General features: G+C 71.5%; 16 protein-coding genes. 11 read left to right on the top strand and 5 right to left on the bottom strand.

All coding sequences use genetic code 11. The features are described from left to right. The first annotated feature begins 135 nt into the window (after positions 1 to 135). On the top strand, positions 136 to 1,386 hold the full coding sequence (locus tag P3T39_RS07005) for an FAD-dependent oxidoreductase (protein ID WP_280696473.1): 1,251 nt from the start codon (positions 136 to 138) through the stop codon (positions 1,384 to 1,386). Between the two features lie 90 nt (positions 1,387 to 1,476). Here the strand turns inward: P3T39_RS07005 and P3T39_RS07000 are convergent, their stop codons facing one another. Together P3T39_RS07000 and P3T39_RS06995 are read right to left on the bottom strand one after the other, a co-directional pair. Next, positions 1,477 to 2,100 carry a TetR/AcrR family transcriptional regulator gene (locus P3T39_RS07000; RefSeq protein WP_280696620.1) on the bottom strand — a complete coding sequence of 208 codons (624 nt, stop codon included), beginning with the start codon at positions 2,098 to 2,100 and terminating at the stop codon, positions 1,477 to 1,479. A 322-nt stretch (positions 2,101 to 2,422) separates the two neighbouring features. Continuing rightward, the gene (locus P3T39_RS06995; RefSeq protein WP_280696472.1) at positions 2,423 to 2,959 is read right to left on the bottom strand and encodes a hypothetical protein; all 537 of its coding nucleotides are present in this window, start codon (positions 2,957 to 2,959) and stop codon (positions 2,423 to 2,425) included. A gap of 145 nt (positions 2,960 to 3,104) precedes the next feature. On the opposite strand from P3T39_RS06995, the gene P3T39_RS06990 reads away from it, so the two are divergent. The 4 genes from P3T39_RS06990 to P3T39_RS06975 all read left to right on the top strand — a co-directional run bounded on the left by P3T39_RS06990 (position 3,105) and on the right by P3T39_RS06975 (position 7,197). Continuing rightward, entirely contained in the window at positions 3,105 to 3,338 is a 234-nt protein-coding gene (locus P3T39_RS06990) for a hypothetical protein (RefSeq protein ID WP_280696471.1), read from the top strand. A 324-nt stretch (positions 3,339 to 3,662) separates the two neighbouring features. Continuing rightward, positions 3,663 to 5,090, top strand: coding sequence for a family 2B encapsulin nanocompartment shell protein (locus P3T39_RS06985; RefSeq protein WP_280696470.1), 1,428 nt, complete (start codon positions 3,663 to 3,665; stop codon positions 5,088 to 5,090). A gap of 181 nt (positions 5,091 to 5,271) precedes the next feature. Continuing rightward, a complete protein-coding gene (locus P3T39_RS06980) occupies positions 5,272 to 6,321 on the top strand; it encodes a family 2 encapsulin nanocompartment cargo protein polyprenyl transferase (RefSeq protein WP_280696469.1) in 1,050 nt (349 codons plus the stop codon). 117 nt (positions 6,322 to 6,438) lie between these two features. Continuing rightward, positions 6,439 to 7,197, top strand: coding sequence for a DUF4239 domain-containing protein (locus P3T39_RS06975; RefSeq protein ID WP_280696468.1), 759 nt, complete (start codon positions 6,439 to 6,441; stop codon positions 7,195 to 7,197). Positions 7,198 to 7,276: 79 nt separating this feature from the next. Here the strand turns inward: P3T39_RS06975 and P3T39_RS06970 are convergent, their stop codons facing one another. Next, entirely contained in the window at positions 7,277 to 8,287 is a 1,011-nt protein-coding gene (locus tag P3T39_RS06970) for an NAD-dependent epimerase/dehydratase family protein (RefSeq protein ID WP_280696467.1), read from the bottom strand. Between the two features lie 283 nt (positions 8,288 to 8,570). On the opposite strand from P3T39_RS06970, the gene P3T39_RS06965 reads away from it, so the two are divergent. The 3 genes from P3T39_RS06965 to P3T39_RS06955 all read left to right on the top strand — a co-directional run bounded on the left by P3T39_RS06965 (position 8,571) and on the right by P3T39_RS06955 (position 12,072). Beyond that, positions 8,571 to 9,887 (top strand): DUF1254 domain-containing protein, encoded by a 1,317-nt coding sequence (locus P3T39_RS06965; protein ID WP_280696465.1) that lies wholly within the window; start codon positions 8,571 to 8,573, stop codon positions 9,885 to 9,887. 52 nt (positions 9,888 to 9,939) lie between these two features. Next, positions 9,940 to 11,277 (top strand): DUF1254 domain-containing protein, encoded by a 1,338-nt coding sequence (locus P3T39_RS06960; RefSeq protein ID WP_280696464.1) that lies wholly within the window; start codon positions 9,940 to 9,942, stop codon positions 11,275 to 11,277. Between the two features lie 87 nt (positions 11,278 to 11,364). Beyond that, positions 11,365 to 12,072, top strand: coding sequence for a GAP family protein (locus tag P3T39_RS06955; protein ID WP_280696463.1), 708 nt, complete (start codon positions 11,365 to 11,367; stop codon positions 12,070 to 12,072). A 50-nt stretch (positions 12,073 to 12,122) separates the two neighbouring features. Here the strand turns inward: P3T39_RS06955 and P3T39_RS06950 are convergent, their stop codons facing one another. Then, on the bottom strand, positions 12,123 to 12,377 hold the full coding sequence (locus P3T39_RS06950; protein WP_280696462.1) for a hypothetical protein: 255 nt from the start codon (positions 12,375 to 12,377) through the stop codon (positions 12,123 to 12,125). On the opposite strand from P3T39_RS06950, the gene radA reads away from it, so the two are divergent. Both radA and disA read left to right on the top strand, forming a co-directional pair. Continuing rightward, complete coding sequence (radA, locus tag P3T39_RS06945) at positions 12,376 to 13,920, top strand: DNA repair protein RadA (RefSeq protein ID WP_280696461.1); 1,545 nt, start codon at positions 12,376 to 12,378, stop codon at positions 13,918 to 13,920. The two genes, P3T39_RS06950 and radA, sit on opposite strands and share 2 nt — an antisense overlap. Before the next feature lie 176 nt (positions 13,921 to 14,096). Beyond that, positions 14,097 to 15,155: a DNA integrity scanning diadenylate cyclase DisA gene (disA, locus tag P3T39_RS06940; protein WP_280696619.1), complete on the top strand. Its 1,059-nt coding sequence runs from the start codon at positions 14,097 to 14,099 to the stop codon at positions 15,153 to 15,155. A 157-nt stretch (positions 15,156 to 15,312) separates the two neighbouring features. Here disA and P3T39_RS06935 read toward each other — a convergent pair whose 3' ends face one another. After that, positions 15,313 to 16,155, bottom strand: coding sequence for a hypothetical protein (locus P3T39_RS06935; RefSeq protein WP_280696460.1), 843 nt, complete (start codon positions 16,153 to 16,155; stop codon positions 15,313 to 15,315). Between the two features lie 279 nt (positions 16,156 to 16,434). Here P3T39_RS06935 and P3T39_RS06930 point away from each other — a divergent pair, with 279 nt between their 5' ends. Further along, on the top strand, positions 16,435 to 17,328 hold the full coding sequence (locus P3T39_RS06930; protein WP_280696459.1) for an A/G-specific adenine glycosylase: 894 nt from the start codon (positions 16,435 to 16,437) through the stop codon (positions 17,326 to 17,328). Positions 17,329 to 17,458 lie beyond the last annotated feature (130 nt).

Below are 17,458 nucleotides of genomic sequence, written 5' to 3'. Positions count from 1 at the left end.
GGATGATCTCCGGGAGCCGGCCCTTCTGCATTGTTCAAGTCCTTTGTCTCGCCGTTGGCCGAGTGGGGGCCTGTACTCTGACCGCACGGTCAGAAACCTGACCTTGCGGTCAGAACTCGCGAGGGGAGCGGGAGCATGGAACGGACGACGTGCTGCGTTGTGGGTGGGGGCCCGGCGGGGATGATGCTCGGGCTGCTGCTGGCCAGGGCCGGGGTCGAGGTGACGGTGCTGGAGAAGCACCGCGACTTCCTGCGGGACTTCCGGGGCGACACCATCCACCCCTCCACGCTGAGGCTGCTGGACGAGCTCGGCCTCGGCCGGACGTTCGCGGGGCTCCCGGCCCGCAGGCTGGAGGAGATGCAGATGAAGATCGGCGACCACACCGTCACCATGGCCGACTTCCGGTACATCCCCGGCCCGCACAAGTACGTCGCGATGGTCCCGCAGTGGGACTTCCTGAACCTGCTCGCCGACGCGGCCTCCGCCGAGCCCTCCTTCACCCTGCGGATGCGGACGGCCTTCACCGCTCTGCGCACCGAGCGCGGCCGGGTGACGGGCGTCCACTGCGTCGACGAGGACGGTGTGCCCGGTGAGATCGCAGCTGACCTCGTGGTCGCCTGCGACGGAAGGGACTCGCTGGTCCGCCAGGAGGCCGGGCTGCGCCCCGACTGGTACGAGGTGCCGATGGACGTGTGGCAGGTGCGGGTGCCGATCGAGCGCGCCGACAGTGCCAAGGCGGGCCGGGTGTTCGGACAGGTCCGCGACAGTCGGATAGCGGTCACCATGGACCGGGGCGACTACTACCAGACCTCGTACCTCATCGCGAAGGGCAGTGACGCCAGGCTGCGGGCCCGGGGCATCCAGTGGTTCCGCGATCAGCTCGGCGAACTGTTCGGCTGGGACGGTGAGGTGACGGATGCGATCGAGTCCTGGGAGGACGTCAAGCTGCTCGAGGTGACGATGGGGCGGCTCCCGCGGTGGTACCGGGACGGTCTGCTGTGCATCGGCGACTCGGCGCACACCATGTCCCCGGTCGGCGGAGTCGGCGTCAACCTCGCGGTGCAGGACGCCGTTGCTGCCGCCCGGATCCTCGCCGGGCCGCTGCGCCGAGGGGCCGTCGGACCGGCCGACCTGGCACGGGTGCAGAAGCGGCGCTGGCTGCCGATGGCGTTCGTCCAGAAGGCCCAGCTGAGCGACCACAGGGCGATGCACGGGCCCGTCCTCAACGGTACGTTCGACACCGAGCGCCTGCCGGCCCCGTTCCGGCTGATGCAGCGGGTGCCCGCGCTGCGCGGCGTGGCGGGCTACCTCGGCGGGATCGGCATCCGCCCCGAGCGCGCACCCGAGTTCGCCCGCAGGCCCCAGCAGGCCGTAGTGCGCGGGTAGTGCGGGCGTAGTGGTCGACGTCCTTGAACTCCCCGGGCCGCTCGGCGACTTGGGGTGAGTCGTCCGAAGCGCCGGGACTGAACCGCGGGTTCAGTCCCGGCGCTCGATCGCGTTCAGGGTGAAGGTCTCCAGCTCGGCCGTGGCGGCGTCGAGATCGAGCTCGGGGTGGATCAGCCAGTGCGAGATGACGCTGTCGATCGCGCCGCCGATCGCGAGTGCCACCACCTGGGTGTCGAACTCGCGCAGCCGTCCGGCGGCCTGCCCGGCGGCCAGCAGCTCGGCCAGGGCCTGCCGGCGGCCGTGGGTGTCGTGGGAGCCGGGGTTCTTCAGCCGGGTGCCGCCGTGGTCGTCCAGCAGCATCTCGGTGATCACGCGGACGTGGCGGCGGTTGGCCTGCTGATAGCCGATCATCGCCCGCAGGTAGGCGACCACGGCGGCGAGCGGGTCCGTCTCCCGCTCGACCCGCTCGGTGACGTATGCGGCGAACTGCTCGAAGACGTAACCGAGTGTCGCCTGGGTGACGTTGTCCTTCGAGGAGAAGTGGTACAGCACCGCCGACTTGGAGATCCCGGCCTGCTCGGCGATCGCCGAGAGGGAGGTCGCCGGGTAGCCCCGGCTGGAGATCAGGTCGATGGTGGCCTCGATGATCTGCCGGCGGCGGGCCTCCTCGATGAAGGTCCGCGTTCCGGCTTCCGAACTCCGGCGCGGGGCCATCGACACGCCACCCCTCACGTTTCTCCGAGCACACCGAACGACACCCGACCGTACACCGCCCGATCCGGGCTTGGCGAAGCGGCGGCGCGCCGGTGGGAGACGGGTGGTTCGCCGCCCGGGCGGCCGTCCGCAGCCGGTCCGCAGCCGGTCCGCAGCCGGTCCGCAGCCGGTCCTCAGTCGGTCCGAAACTGGTCTGAAATCGGTCGCCCGTTGCCCGGTCGCCCGCTGGCCGGACGCAGTCGCGCGGCTTCGAACTCGCCGGATGCGCACGTGAGTTCACCGCGCGCTTCGGGGCGGATCGTCAGCCGCCGGGTACGAGCGGCTAGATGCCGAGCCGGTGGGCCCGGGTGGCGGCCCGGCCGAGCAGCTGGTGGATGTCGGCCTGCCGGGTGGCCGGGTCGTCGTTGTACTGGTCGGGGGTGTCCACCGGGTGACCGGCGGCGCGCAGCACCTCCATCACCTGGGTGCGGGCGCGGCGGGCGCTGTCGGGTGTGCCGTAGCCGTGGGCGAGGACGGCCGCCTGGGCGCCGAGCAGACAGACCCGCCCGGCGCTGTCCCACATGGCCCCTTGCAGCCAGCCGTGGAAGGTGATGTAGCGCGAGGCGAGCTGGAGATGGTCGGCCACGGTGACGGGAACGGGGCGGGCCGGACGGCGGACGAGCCGGTCGAGGAGGGTCTGACGTGGTGCCGGACGGTCGGCGTTCCAGGGCTGCCGGACGCTGCCGTGGGCGCAGATGCACGGGACCACGATGCGCGCGGGTGCGGGGAGGGAGGCCAGGTACTCCTCGATCTCGGCGATCAGGCCGGACCCGTCGGGGGTGAGTACGAACGGGTGCGGGGCTCGGGCGAGGATCGGCACGACGGGCTCCGATGGTCTGGTTTGTCCCTGTTTGCTCCTTCCGTTGATATCCCGGAGCCGGCTCCCGGCGGCGGAGGCGCGCACCGGATGCAGCGGTCGTGTCGGAGGTCGTACCGTGGACGGGGGCCGACTGTAGGAGGCCGCGATGCCCGGTTCTGTCACGATCAGCCACACCGATGCGCTGGTGATGCTCAGCCACTCCGACGCCGAGCGACTGGCGACGACGCTGCGGGAGATCTCCCGCCTGCTGGAGGCGCCGGGCCCCAACCGCCTCACTGACGCGCAGGTCAGCGCCCTGTGCGCGGGGAAGGTGCACCACCGCGAGGAGTTCACCGAGTGGTGCCGCAGTGTTTCGGAGTATCTGAAGGCGCACCTGTAGCAGCGCGCGAGGTCCGGCGGCGTCAGCGTCCGGCGGCGTCAGCGTCCGGCGGCGTCAGCGTCCGGGGTGCGTCAACGGCCGGAGTGCGGTGAGGGCCGCAACCCCGGCCGTTCGGGTGCGATTGTTCGAGTACTCCACGGCTGCGACATGGGGAATTGCTGTCGATTCGAGTATTTGGCCGAATAGTTATCGCTCAAGTGAACCAGTCGTACTAATTGGGCACCCATTCCCGCCACTCGAATGAGTGATTGCGAATGACTCCGAATGGGCTCAGCATGTGTGGAGCAACACACACTTCACGCGCTCAGGCGGAGGCTTCCTCTCATGACGACCGAAACCAATCTTGGTATTCCTGCACAGAGCGGCCAGCCGCAAACCCGGCAGCAGACCAGCCTCGGCACCGCCGGTGCCCGGAACCTGGCCACCACCACCAAGTCCGAGCCGCAGATGCAGGGCATCAGCTCGCGCTGGCTGCTCCGGATGCTGCCGTGGGTGCAGGTGTCCGGTGGTACGTACCGGGTCAACCGCCGGTTGAGCTACGCGGTGGGGCGCGGCCGGGTGAGTTTCGTCAAGACGGGCGCCGAGGTGCGGATCGTGCCGCCGTCGCTGCGCGAGGTGCCGGTGCTGCGCGGCTTCGAGGACGATGCGGTGCTGAACGAGCTGGCGGGCCGGTTCACCCAGCGGGACTTCGCCGCGGGTGAGGTGATCGTCGAGGCCGGGCAGCCGATCCAGGAGGTGTACCTGATCGCGCACGGCAAGGTGAACAAGATCGGCACCGGCAAGTACGGCGACACCACCGTGCTCGGTGTCCTGGCCGACGGCGACCACCTGGGGGACGAGGCCGTCCGCCAGAGCGACGCGCTGTGGGACTACTCGGTCAAGGCGGTCACCGCCGGTACCGCGCTCGCGCTGTCCTGGAGGGCCTTCGAGGAGTTGGTGGAACGTTCCCCCGCGCTGCGCGAGCAGATCGCCGCCTACCTCGCCGGCTCGCAGCTGTCGCAGAACAAGCACGGTGAAGCCGAGATCGAGTTGTCCGCCGGTCACGAGGGCGAGCACGAGCTGCCCGCCACCTACGTGGACTACGAGCTCGCGCCCCGTGAGTACGAGCTGAGCGTCGCGCAGACGGTGCTTCAGGTCCACAGCCGGGTCGCCGACCTCTACAACCAGCCGATGAACCAGATCGAGCAGCAGTTGAAGCTGACCATCGAGGCACTGCGCGAATGCCAGGAGCACGAACTGGTCAACAACCGCGACTTCGGCCTGCTGCAGAACGCCGAGTACGAGCAGCGCATCCAGACCCACTCGGGCCCGCCCACCCCGGACGACATGGACGACCTGCTCAGCCGCCGCCGGGGCACCAAGATGTTCCTCGCCCATCCGAAGGCGATCGCCGCCTTCGGCCGGGAGTGCAGCAGGCGTGGCCTCTATCCGACACCGACCGAGGTCCAGGGCCACGGCGTCCCCTCCTGGCGCGGGGTGCCGATCTTCCCCTGCAACAAGATCCCGATCGTGGACGGGCACATCAGCTCGATCATCGCGCTGCGTACCGGCGCGGACAACCAGGGTGTGGTCGGCCTGCACCAGACCGGTATCCCGGACGAGTACCAGCCGAGCCTCTCGGTGCGTTTCATGGGCATCAACGAGAAGGCGATCATCTCCTATCTGGTCAGCGCCTACTATTCGGCCGCGATTCTGGTGCCGGACGCGATCGGGGTTCTGGAGAATGTCGATATTGCGCGCCCGCGTGACTGACCGAATCCGACCCGGCTCCATTCGGTACGGATTCTGATCGGCAGACAGGGCGTTGTCGATGCGACCCGGGAAGAAACGTCGATTCGCACGACTGCGCCCTGCCCGCTCCCGCACCCAGGCTCGGTGAGGTCCTCGCGACGGGCCCGCCAGGGGAGCCGGACAACCAGGGGGAGGAACACACATGGGGATCTTCACGCTCGAGCGCGGCAACCGGGAGGGACACCAGGCCGCCGATGTGCTGGCCCGTACGCGTTCGCTGCTCGACCCGGCGCTGCGTACGGCAGTCGAGACGCTACCGGGCTCGCTGCGCCGGGTCTCGGGCTACCACTTCGGCTGGTGGGAGGCGGACGGCACGCCGTCGGCGGCCGGTTCGGGCAAGGCGATCCGTCCAGCCCTCGTCCTGGCGGCGGCGCAGGCCATGGGCGGCCGACCCGCCGAAGCCGTCAGGGCGGCGGCCGCCGTCGAACTGGTGCACAACTTCACCCTGCTGCACGACGATGTCATCGACCGGGACGAGACGCGTCGGCACCGACTCACCGCCTGGAAGGTGTTCGGCGCCACCGAGGCCATCCTCGCCGGTGACGCGATGCACTCGCTCGCCCTGCGCACCCTTGCCGAGGACGGCCACCCCGCCGCCCCGGGGGCCGTCCGGCGGCTCGCCGACTGCGTCGTCGAGCTCTGCGCCGGTCAGCAGAGCGACTGTGCCTTCGAGCAGCGCAACGACGTCTCGCCGGCCGAGTGCCTGGAGATGGCGGAGGCCAAGACCGGTGCCCTGATCGGCTGTGCCTGCGCGATCGGTGCGCTCTACGCGGGGGCGGACGAGAGTGCGGCGCAGGCGATGGACGCCTTCGGCCGGGAGATCGGCCTGGCCTTCCAGCTGATCGACGACCTGATCGGCATCTGGGGCGACCCCGCAGTCACCGGCAAGCCCGTCGGCGCGGACCTGGCCGCCCGTAAGAAGTCGCTGCCGGTGGTCTACGCCCTGGGCTCCGACACCAAGGAGGCGGTCGTGCTCGCCGGGCTCTATGCGCTCGAACGCCCGATGACCGCCGAGGAGTTGCTGGCAGCCGCGGCCGCCGTGGACGGCTCCGGCGGGAGGGCCTGGGCGCAGACCGCGTCCTGCGAGCGGATGGCCGCCGCGATCGGCCACCTCTCCGCTGCCGTGCCCGACCCGACAGCCGCCGACGACCTGCTGGCCCTGGCCGAGCTGGTCACCCGCCGCAACCACTGAGGGCTGCCCGCCCGCCTGCCCGCCGCTCGCCCGGAAGTCCGTACCGCCCGAAAGTCCGTACCACCTGGAGAGCCGTACCCGCCTGCAAGTCCGCACATCTGCAAGGAAGCACAGCGCATGAGTCTGCTGGACATCGGAATCCTGGTCGGAGTCCTGTTGGTCGTCGCGGCAACGCTGTACGTGGTGCAGCGCTGCATCCCGCACCCGGTACGTGAGGTCCACAACGACGTCGCGGGTTTCATCTTCGCTGCCGTCGGCGTGCTCTACGCCGTGCTGCTGGCCTTTGTGGTGATCGCGGTCTGGGAGAACAACGACTCGGCCCGCAAGACGACCTTCAAGGAGGCCGACTCGCTGGCCGGGGTCTACTGGATCTCCCGGCAGCTGCCCGCCCCGCTCGGCCCGCAGCTGGAGAAGCGCACCCTCGACTACGCCGAACTGGTCAAGGACGAGGAGTGGCCGCGGATGGCCCATCACCAGAGCAGCGCGGCCGCGACCGACCTCGTCTACCAGATGCGCGGCGACGTCTTCTCGATTCCGGTCGGCAACGACCAGCAGCGGGTGCTCTACGACCACGCGGTCAGCCACCTGGAGAGCCTCGCCTCCGAGCGCCGCGCCCGGCTGAGCCAGGTGGACGAGGACGTGCCGCCGCTGCTCTGGGCGGCGCTGATCATCGGCGGTGTGCTGACGGTCGGCTTCACCTTCCTCTTCGGGCTCTCCAACACCTTCTCGCACGGCCTGATGGTGGTGGCACTCGCCGGACTGGTGGTGATCTCGCTGATCGTCATCAGGGAGATGGACTTCCCGTTCGCGGGGGTGGCCGCCGTCAAGCCGACCGCTTTCGACGTCTTCCTGCAGCGTCTGCCCCCGCCGCGGTAGGGCCGGTCCTGCTGACCGCCGCCGGCGGGGACGGACGGTCGAAGTCCGGCCTCGGCAGCGGCGTTCCGGTCGGCGGCGGTCAGCCCGCTGCCCGGTCCAGCAGCTTGCGCTCCTTCTCCGGCTCGATCCCGAGCGGGACGCTCCCCTGGGCGTAGGGCTTCTCCCGGGGGCCGCGCTCCTGGATCCAGGCCCAGGTGTCCCGGACGGACTCGGCGACCGGGCGGCAGGTCAGCCCGGCGGCCTGGGCACGGGTGGTGTCGGCGAGCCAGATGGCCTGCCACTCGGGCTTGTCGGGGGACCAGAGCGGCAGTTCGGTCCAGGGCTGGACCTCGGCTGCGAGCAGCTGCTCCTCATCGACCCAGACCAGCTCGGCCGCCGATCCCGTGGCCTCCACGCACGCGGCCAGCCACTCGCCCATGGTGGTCGAGCCGGCCGGCGCCGTGGTCACGTACCGGCCGGTGGCGCCGCGTTCCACCAGGTCAAGACCGAAGGCCGCGAAGTCGCGGGCGTCGATCAGCTGCATGGCGCGGCCCGGGTCGCCGGGGGCGATCACCTGGCCGCCCTGTGCGATCCGCTCCAGCCACCAGGGCTGGCGGCCGATGTTCTCGTACGGGCCGATCAGCAGGCCGCAGTTGAGGATCACTGACCGCTCGGCGCCGAAGTGTTCCAGCAGTGCGCGTTCGCACCCGGCCTTGAGCTCGTTCGCGGGCGGCTGGTCGGGCGGGGTGTCGGCCGGGCAGGGGTGGGTGGGGGAGCCCTCGCTCACCGGCAGGGCGGGCCAGTCGGAGAAGGCGTGGATGGACGAGACGAAGCTGTAGTGGTCGGTGTGCGGCCGCAGCAGGCGGGCGGAGAGGGCAACGGCGGCGGGCTGCTGGCCGGAGGTGTCCACCACCGCGTCCCATAGCCGGCCGTCGATCAGCCGCTCCAGGTCGGCGGCGGAGTTCCGGTCGCCCCGGACGGCCTCGACGCCGGGCTGGTCGGGGCCGGACACACCTCGGTTGAAGGTGGTGACCCGGTGGCCGCGGTGGAGCGCTTCCCAGACACAGGCCCGTCCGAGGAAGGACGAGCCGCCGAGTACGAGGATATTCATGGTGCTCAGCCTGATCCCCCAGGAGCCTTTCTGAATACGGCCGTTCACCACCAGCGGATCCCGTTCACTCCTGGCGGACTGCGGCGTGTCGTTCCGGCGAGGTGCGGCGAGGCGTCCCGGTGAAGCGCTCGGCGGCTGCTCCCGGAGCGTCCGGCCGCGCCTCCGGCGTGCCATGGCTGGGCACCGCCCCTAGCGTCCCCTTTGTACTGTAATGTCCGAATGGCTCACCGGCCGGTCAGCTGACCGGCCGTAGGTGTGACCAGGCAGTGGGGAGTGCAGCAGCATGGGCAACCCGGCGCTCGTCGACCCGGCGACGATCAGGGAGACCGCCGCCGAGGCGTGGATCTGGGGCTACGCCCTGCTGGAGAACTACCGGACCATGTACCCGCAGGCCATCGACGACGCGGATCCGCGCTTCGTCGGCGGCTTCGGCGTCTTCCGCCACTGCTCGGACCCCTTGAGCCCGTCGGATGCCAACCTCGCGGCACCCGACGCCGACACCCCGTACTCCTGGGCCTGGTTGGACCTGCGAGCGGAGCCGTGGGTGATCGAGGTCCCGGCGATGGACCGCTACCACGTCCTTCCGGTGCACGACCTGGACACCTCCTACGTCGGCTTCATCGGCTCCCGCACCACCGGCCAGGCGGCGGGCCGCTACCTGATCGCGGGCCCGCACTTCGTCGGTGACGGCCGTCAGGGCTTCGACGGCGTGCTGCGCGCCGGCACCGAACTGGTCGGCATCGTCGGGCGGACGCACCTCGCGGGACCGCAGGACGTACCCGCGCTGCGCCGGATCCAGTCGCAGTACGTCCTCAAGCCGCTCAGCATCCACCTCGGAACCCCGCCGCCGCCCGCCGCGCCCGAGCCGCTCTGGCCGGTCTGGCGGGAGGAAGTGCTGGAGACGCTGGAGTTCTTCGTCTTCCTGGACTTCCTGCTCGGGTTCTTCCCGGTGCTGCCCGCCGAAGCGAACCTGCGCAGTCGTCTGGCCGAACTGGGCATCGGATCAGGGGACTTCGAACCGGCCGTACTGGCGCTGGACATCCGTGAGGCGATGCAGCAGGGCATCGCGGACGGCCGGGCCCGGCTGGCGGCCGAGGCTGCCGAGCCCGAATCGGTCGGCTGGTTCGGCACTCGTGCCCAGATCGGCAGCGACTACCTGGCCCGCGCGGTGGGTGCCCGGAAGAGGCCGTACGGGCTGCCCGGCGAGGAGGCCTGGTCCACCGGCCTTCACTGCGACGAGCAGGGCAACCGCCCGCCTGATGCCGCCGAGCACGACTACACCGTCCACTTCCCGGCCGGGCACCTGCCACCGGCCAGGTTCTTCTGGTCCGTCGCCGTGTATGGGCTGCCCGAGCGCCAGTTGGCGGCCAACCCCCTCGGACGCTACTCGATCGGCGACCGCACCCCCGGCCTGGTGCACGACGCGGACGGCGGTCTCACCCTGCACATCCGGCGCGAACGCCCCGCCGACCCGGCCGAGGCGGCGAACTGGCTGCCCGCCCCCGACGGCCCGTTCGCCGCCGTGATCCGGGTGTACGGCCCGGAGCCGCAGGTGCTCGACGGCCGCTGGCAGTGCCCGCAGCTCGGCATGCACGGCTGACCGCGTACGGCAGGTGACGCCATGTCAGATTTGTTACTGGGAGGAGTCTCGCATGTCCGATGCCACCCTGGAGGCGTTGGCGGCCGATGCCTACGTCTACGGCAGCCCGATGGTCCGCGACCTCACCAGGGTCGATGCCTTCGTGAGGCGCGGCCTGGGCAGTGGCCTGCCTGCCACGCCCTTCAACCGCTTCGCCCACGCACGGGAACTGGCCACCGCCCGCACCGAGTTCGCCTCGGTCAACAACGACACGCTCTACTCCATCGCCCAGCTCGACCTCTCCGGCGGCCCAGTCCTGCTGCACGTCCCCGACAGCAGGGGTGACTACTACGTCCTCCAGTTCGTGGACGCCTGGACCAACAACTTCGCCTACCTCGGCCGCCGTTCCACCGGCACCGCTGCACAGACCTGGCTGATCACCCCGCCGCACTGGCACGGCACACCCTCCGAGGACGTCCAGGTGATCGTCTCGCCGACCACCGTGGCGACCATCGTCGGCCGCCACGCCTGCGACGGACCGTCGGACCTGCCCCGGGTGCTCGACCTCCAGCGGCAGCTCACCCTCACGCCACTGGAAGCCGGTGGGGTGTACGCCTCGCTGCCCGAGCCCGACCCGGACGTCCGCGAGGACCTGCGCTTCCTCGAACAACTACGGGTGTGGATGGCCGCCTTCCCGCCCGCCGAGGCCGACGTGGCCTACCAGCAGCGCTTCGCCCCGCTCGGTCTGCTGGACGCCGGGACCTCCCCGTATCTCGCCCCCGCGCCGGAGTGGGCGACGGCACTGGCCAAGGGCCTGGAGGCCGGCCGGGAGCGGGTCGAGGCCGCGACCAGACCGACCGAGGACCACCCCGCCGGAGAGTGGAGCGCCAACCTCCACCTCTTCGACTACAACCTCGACTACTTCGGCCCGGGGACCGTGGCCTCCCGCGACTGGCGGACCGCCGACCGCCGGGCGGCCTACCTGACCCGCGCGGCCGCCGCCCGCATCGGCCTCTGGGGCAACCACGCGTACGAGGCGGCCTACGCCATCACCTACGACGATGCCGAGGGCAAGCCGCTCACCGGCGCCCGCTCGTACACCCTGCGCCTCGACCACCTGCCGCCGGTCGACGCCTTCTGGTCGATCACCGTCTACGACGTCCCCGACTACCGCCTGGTGGAGAACCCGATCGGCCGCTACTCGATCGGCGACCGGACCCAGGGGTTGTCGTACGGGGAGGACGGTTCGCTCACCCTCGTCCTCCAGCACCGACGCCCCGACAACCCGGCCGAGGTGGCGAACTGGCTGCCCACCCCGGCGGGCGAGTTCCGGCCGATCCTGCGGATGTACCAGCCCAGGGCCGCCGTACTGGACGGCTCGTACCGGCTGCCCCCGATCGAACCGCGCTGACCCGAGGCCCCGACTGCCGGAGGGTCCAGGCCCGGGCGTGCGGGTTCGTGCCCCGCGGAGGAGACTGCCCGCGAAGGAGACTGGGCGATGGGTGAGGCGATCGGACAGATGCTGGCCCCGGCGGTCGGTATCGCGATCAGCCCGGTGTCGCTGGTCGCGGTGATCATGATGCTGGCCACGCCGCGCGGCCGCGTCAACGGCACCGCCTTCACGCTCGGCTGGGCGGCGACGCTGGCGGCGGTGGTCACGGCGGTGGTCACGGCGGTGGTCACGGCGGTGGTCACGGCGGTCGTGCCGGCGGACTCGGGGCTGGACACGGGAGGGCCGGGACCGGCCTGGTCCTGGTGGGTCAGGCTGGCGGTAGGCGTGCTCCTGCTGGTCCTCGGCGCCAGGCAGTGGCGGAATCGTCCGCGCGAGGGCCATGTGCACAGCCCGCCCGGATGGATGCGGGCGATCGACCGCTTCACCCCGGGACGGTCGGCGGGCCTGGCGGCCGTCCTGGTCGGTGCCAACCCGAAGAACCTGGTGCTGGCGATCGGCGGCGCGGTCTCGATCGCCACCAGTGGCGGCGGCGCGGGCGGCAAGGCCGTCGCCGTGGCGCTGATGGTGCTGGTGGGGTCGCTGTGTGCGCTGCTGCCGCTCGCCGTCCGGCTGCTGGGCGGCGAGCGGTCGATGAAGCTCCTCGGCGAGTGGAAGGCGTGGATGTCCACCCACAACTCGGCGATCCTGACGGTGCTGCTGGTCGTCCTGGGGGCGAAGTACGTCGGTGACGCGATCTCCGGGCTGACGGCCTGACAGGTGTGCCGTTGCGCGGGGACGGCCCTGCACGGTCCCGGGGTGCGGGCCTAGTGGGCGGGGGCGGGCCCCGAGCCGGTCGGGGCCGCGGTCGGGGCCGGGGTTGCGGTCGGTGGAGTGGCGGTCGGGGCGGTGGTCGGGGTGCTGCTCGGGGTGGGCGAGGGACTCGGTGAGCCCCCACGCTGCCGGGGGCTGCCCTCCAGGGTGACCACGGCTTCGGACGGCGGGAAGACGATCCGGGCGGTCCAGGCGGTCTCCGGCGGCTGTCCCGCCCTGTCGTACCCACCGGCTACGGTTGGCGCCATGGCTGCCCGCACCAAGACCACCGCCAAGCCGCGCCCGGCGTACCGCTGCACCGAGTGCGGCAACCAGCTGCCCAAGTGGGTCGGCCGGTGCCCCGAGTGCAACGCCTGGGGCACCGTCGAGGAGTACGGCGCGGTGCCGATCCGGATGACAGCCGCAGGCCCGGTCAGCGCGCCCGCCAAGCCGATCGGCCAGGTGGACGGCCAGGTCGCCACCGCCCGCACCACCGGGGTGCCCGAGCTGGACCGGGTGCTCGGCGGCGGGATCGTCCCCGGCGCGGTGGTGCTGCTCGCGGGCGAGCCCGGTGTCGGCAAGTCCACCCTGCTGCTCGACGTCGCGGCCAAGGCGGCGAGCGCGCAGCACCGCACGCTCTATGTCACCGGTGAGGAGTCGGCCGGGCAGGTCAGGCTGCGTGCCGACCGGATCAACGCGCTCTCCGACCACCTCTACCTCGCCGCCGAGTCCGATCTGGGCGCGGTCCTCGGCCATATCGAGGCCGTCAATCCGGGGCTGCTGATCCTGGACTCGGTGCAGACGATCGCCTCCGCCGAGCTGGACGGCGCGCCCGGCGGCCCGGCGCAGGTCCGTGAGGTGGCGGGCTCGCTGATCCGCGCCTCCAAGGAGCGGGGGATGGCCACCCTGCTGGTCGGCCATGTCACCAAGGACGGCCAGATCGCCGGCCCCCGCCTGCTGGAGCACCTGGTCGACGTGGTGCTGAGCTTCGAGGGGGACAGGCACGCCCGGCTGCGCATCATCCGGGGAGTCAAGAACCGCTACGGCGCCACCGACGAGGTCGGCTGCTTCGAGCTGCACGACGAGGGCATCGAGGGGCTGGTCGATCCGTCCGGCCTCTTTCTGACGCGCCGTGACAAGCCGGTCCCCGGAACCTGTCTGACGGTCACTCTGGAGGGGCGCCGTCCGCTGGTCGCCGAGGTGCAGGCGCTGATGGTGGATTCGCAGATCCCCTCGCCGCGCCGGACGACCTCGGGTCTGGAGTCGCCCCGGATCGCCATGATCCTGGCGGTGGTCGAGCGGCACGGCGGCGTCAAGCTCGGCAAGCAGGACATCTACACCGCGACGGTCGGCGGCGTGAAGCTCACCGAGCCCTCCGCCGACCTGGCCATCGCGCTCGCCGTGGCCAGCTCCTCCTCCGACACGCCGCTGCCGAGCAACCTGGTGGCGATCGGCGAGGTCGGTCTGGCCGGTGAGGTCCGCCGGGTGACGGGCGTGCAGCGGCGGCTCGCCGAGGCGCACCGGCTGGGCTTCACCCACGCGCTGGTCCCGCCGGACCCGGGCAAGGTGCCGCCCGGCATGAAGGTGGTGGAGGTCGCCGACATCGGTGAGGCGCTGCGGGCCATTCCAGGGCGCCGCCGGGCCGCCCGGCCGAAGGCGGACGCAGGCCACGGTGTGGCGCCCCCGGGCGGCAACGGCACTGCCGGCCAAGGGCGTTCGGCTGCGCGTTCGGCCACGGCGCCCGCCGTCGCGGCCTACCCGGACGAGTTGATGGCAGGCTGGGAGCCGGTGGACTCGGACGAACTGGTCTGACCCCGGCTCCGATATTGCCGTGCACAGTTAGACTTTGCCCTGTCCAATTGGCACGAAGTGCAATAAATGAGCAGCGACAGACCGTCGGGCGCCACGCCACACGGTCCGGGGCGACCGGAGGAAGTCACGTGGCAGCCAGCGACCGGGCGGACAAGTCCCCCCGCGAAGAGGCCCTGCTGCGGGCTTCCCTTCTAGCCATCGCACCGGGTACCCCGCTGCGCGACGGCCTGGAGCGAGTCCTGCGGGCCAACACCGGCGGCCTGGTGGTGCTGGGCTTCGACCGGACCGTCGAATCGCTCTGTACCGGCGGCTTCGTCCTCGACGTCGAGTTCTCCGCGACCAGACTGCGTGAGCTGTGCAAGCTGGACGGCGCGGTGGTGCTGGACAAGGACATCACCAAGATCGTCCGAGCCGGTGTGCACCTGATGCCCGACTCGGACATCCCCACCGACGAGACGGGCACCCGCCACCGCACGGCCGAGCGGGTCAACCGTCAGACCGGCTTCCCCGTGGTCGCCGTCTCGCACTCGATGCGCCTGATCGCGATGTACGTCAACGGCACCCGCCGGGTGCTGGAGGACTCCACCACCGTGCTCTCCCGCGCAAACCAGGCGCTGGCCACGCTGGAGCGCTACAAGCTCCGCCTGGACGAGGTCGCCGGCACCCTCTCCGCGCTGGAGATCGAGGACCTGGTCACCGTCCGGGACGTCGCCGCCGTGGTCCAGCGCCTGGAGATGGTCCGGCTGATCGCCGCCGAGATCGCCGGGTACGTCCTGGAGCTCGGTACCGACGGCCGACTGCTCTCGCTCCAGCTGGACGAGCTGATCGCGGGCGTGGAGCCGGAGCGCGAGCTGGTCGCCCGCGACTACTTCCCCGAGCGGGCCGCCAAGAAGGGCCGTACCGTCCCCGAGGTGCTGGCCGATCTGGAGGCGCTCACCCACGCCGAGCTGCTCGACCTCCAGACCGTCGCCAAGGCGCTGGGCTACTCCGGCTCGCCCGAGTCGCTGGACTCGGCGGTCTCGCCCCGCGGTTACCGACTGCTGGCCAAGGTCCCGCGCCTGCCCAACACCGTGATCGAGCGGCTGGTCGAGCACTTCGGCGGGCTGCAGAAGCTGCTCGCCGCCAGTATCGACGACCTTCAGACCGTCGAAGGCGTCGGTGAGACGCGGGCCCGCTCGGTGCGCGAGGGGCTGTCGCGGCTCGCAGAATCGTCCATCCTGGAGCGCTACGTCTGAGGGCTGACGCCCCGTCGGGCCTGCTGGGCGGGATTGCGCCGCCGGTGGCGGGTTTCGTGTGTCCGGCCCGGCATGGTGAACCTCAACGGCCGTCTGCCGCACGACATTTCGCGCGGCAGGCGGCCGTCGGCGTTCACGATGCCGGGCCGGCGGAGGCTCAGCCCTCCAGGCGGATCGAGGTGCGGGCGGAGACCGGTCCGCCGGACGGTCCGGTCAGGGTGGCCTGCACCAGGTAGTTGCCCGGCTGGGCGGTCGAGCCGTCCGGGGAGGCGCACTGCGGCTTGCTGCGGCTGCGGTCCCAGGTGAAGGTCTCGGTCAGGCCGGTGCCCGCCGCGATCTGCACCCAGGTGCTCTGCTTGTCCGTCGGGCAGTCGGCGGAGGACCAGATCCGCTCGTTGGCGGCCGAGGTCACCACGATCGCGGAGGCCGTGCGGCCAAGGTCCACCCGGCAGTTGGCCCCTGAGGTGTTGCGTACGGTCAGCGCGAGACGAGGCTTGTCCTTGCTCTCGTACGAGTTCTGGGTGCCGGCCAGCTCCAGGGTGACCTGGGAGGCGGTGCAGACCGGGAGGGTCATCACCTCGGCGGTGTTCACCATGGGAGGCGTGGGCCCGCCACCGGTGCCGCCGGAGCCCCCGGAGGTCCCCGCCGTGCCGCCGGCCGGGGAGCCGGACGGGGCGCTGCCGCCGCCCGTACCGCCGCTCAGGCTGACGTCACCGCCGCCTCCGCCGGAGACGCCACCGGTACCGGCCGTGTCGCCTGCGCCGCCCGTACCGCCGGGGCGGCTGGTGATCGCGGGGCCGGTCGGGGTCGCGCCGGGTGTGATCGACTGGGCCGGGGCCGGTTGCGCGGTCCTGTCCGCGCTCTTGTCCCCGCCACCCTGACCGGCCGCCAGCCAGACGACCAGCGCAGTCACGGCGAGGAGGACGGCGAACACGACAATGCGCCGCCGCCAGTAGATCGACGCCGGCAGCGGTCCTACGGGTTGACGCAGAGAGGGCACGCGCAAACTCTACGAGACTGCAAGCACCCGTTGATGCATCAACACTGCCCCTGCGTCGCTTCATTCACATGATCCGTCATTTCCCCCGGACGAGGGACGCAGGCGGGATGCGTTTCGTTCGTCGGCGATCAAGGTGTGCCGTTTCTTCACGGTTCCCTGCGGAGGCCCGTGGAGTCGGAAGCAGAGCCTGGAGCGGATCGGGGAAGGCCGGACCGCCGGTGATCTCCTTGCCGGGAGACGGACCCGGCGGGGCCGAGGCCGTGGGAGGATCGAAGGGTCATGGCTGCCATCACCTCCACCCCCGCCCCGCTGCTCCACTCGACCGTGCTCGACTGGTACGAGGCCAACGCCCGCGATCTCCCCTGGCGGACACCGGACGCCTCGCCGTGGGCGGTCATGGTGAGCGAGTTCATGCTCCAGCAGACGCCGGTCAAGCGGGTCCTCCCCGCCTACGCCGTCTGGCTGGAACGCTGGCCCACCCCGGCTGACCTGGCCACCGACGCCCCCGGCGAGGCCGTCCGGATGTGGGGCCGCCTCGGCTACCCGCGCCGGGCGCTGCGGCTGCACGCCGCCGCCGTCGCGATCACCGAGCAGCACGGCGGCCGGGTGCCCGACGACCATGCGGCGCTGCTGGCGCTGCCCGGGGTCGGCGAGTACACGGCCGCCGCCGTCGCCTCCTTCGCCTTCCGGCAGCGGCACGTGGTGCTGGACACCAACGTCCGCCGGGTCTTCGCCCGCGCCGTGACGGGCGTCGAGTACCCCGCCCAGGCGACCACCGCCGCCGAGCGCCGTACCGCGACCGAGTACCTGCCCGCCACCGCCGAGACCGCCGCCACCTGGGCGGTCGGCGTGATGGAGCTCGGCGCACTGGTCTGTACCGCCCGCAGCCCCGAGTGCGAGGCGTGTCCGCTGCTGCGCCACTGCGCCTGGCAGCGTGCGGGCCGGCCGCCGTACGAGGGCCCGGCGCGGCGCGGCCAGTCGTACGAGGGCACGGACCGGCAGGTGCGGGGCAAGCTGCTGGCCGTTCTGCGGGAGGCGCACGGCGAGGTGCCGCAGGCGCGGCTGGACGCGGTCTGGCCCGAGGCCGTGCAGCGGGCGCGGGCGCTGGACGGCCTGGTCGCGGACGGCCTGGTCGAGCCGGTCGCCCCCGGCGTGTACCGCCTCCCGCAGTAGCGCTTTCGCACGCGAGGAGCGCAAGAGGGGCGCGGTGAACTGCGCGAACGACCGGGCGCTCTTTAGCACTTTGGGCGCCCGATCAGCGAGGTACCACCTGAGGCGCTGCCTGGCTGATCGGGTGCCCAGT

Origin of the sequence: Kitasatospora sp. GP82 (genome assembly GCF_029892105.1) — a bacterium.
Taxonomy (GTDB): domain Bacteria; phylum Actinomycetota; class Actinomycetes; order Streptomycetales; family Streptomycetaceae; genus Kitasatospora.
Note: the sequence above shows the minus strand (reverse complement) of the source record. Positions and strands in the feature narration are given on the sequence as shown.

Bases quoted from the DNA above. Each gene is read 5' to 3' on its own strand.
- P3T39_RS07005 (WP_280696473.1), top strand. From the start codon at position 136: ATGGAACGGACGACGTGCTGCGTTGTGGGTGGGGGCCCGGCGGGGATG.
- P3T39_RS07000 (WP_280696620.1), bottom strand. From the start codon at position 2,100: ATGGCCCCGCGCCGGAGTTCGGAAGCCGGAACGCGGACCTTCATCGAG.
- P3T39_RS06990 (WP_280696471.1), top strand. From the start codon at position 3,105: ATGCCCGGTTCTGTCACGATCAGCCACACCGATGCGCTGGTGATGCTC.
- P3T39_RS06985 (WP_280696470.1), top strand. From the start codon at position 3,663: ATGACGACCGAAACCAATCTTGGTATTCCTGCACAGAGCGGCCAGCCG.
- P3T39_RS06980 (WP_280696469.1), top strand. From the start codon at position 5,272: ATGGGGATCTTCACGCTCGAGCGCGGCAACCGGGAGGGACACCAGGCC.
- P3T39_RS06975 (WP_280696468.1), top strand. From the start codon at position 6,439: ATGAGTCTGCTGGACATCGGAATCCTGGTCGGAGTCCTGTTGGTCGTC.
- P3T39_RS06970 (WP_280696467.1), bottom strand. From the start codon at position 8,287: ATGAATATCCTCGTACTCGGCGGCTCGTCCTTCCTCGGACGGGCCTGT.
- P3T39_RS06965 (WP_280696465.1), top strand. From the start codon at position 8,571: ATGGGCAACCCGGCGCTCGTCGACCCGGCGACGATCAGGGAGACCGCC.
- P3T39_RS06960 (WP_280696464.1), top strand. From the start codon at position 9,940: ATGTCCGATGCCACCCTGGAGGCGTTGGCGGCCGATGCCTACGTCTAC.
- P3T39_RS06955 (WP_280696463.1), top strand. From the start codon at position 11,365: ATGGGTGAGGCGATCGGACAGATGCTGGCCCCGGCGGTCGGTATCGCG.
- radA (WP_280696461.1), top strand. From the start codon at position 12,376: ATGGCTGCCCGCACCAAGACCACCGCCAAGCCGCGCCCGGCGTACCGC.
- P3T39_RS06950 (WP_280696462.1), bottom strand. From the start codon at position 12,377: ATGGCGCCAACCGTAGCCGGTGGGTACGACAGGGCGGGACAGCCGCCG.
- P3T39_RS06930 (WP_280696459.1), top strand. From the start codon at position 16,435: ATGGCTGCCATCACCTCCACCCCCGCCCCGCTGCTCCACTCGACCGTG.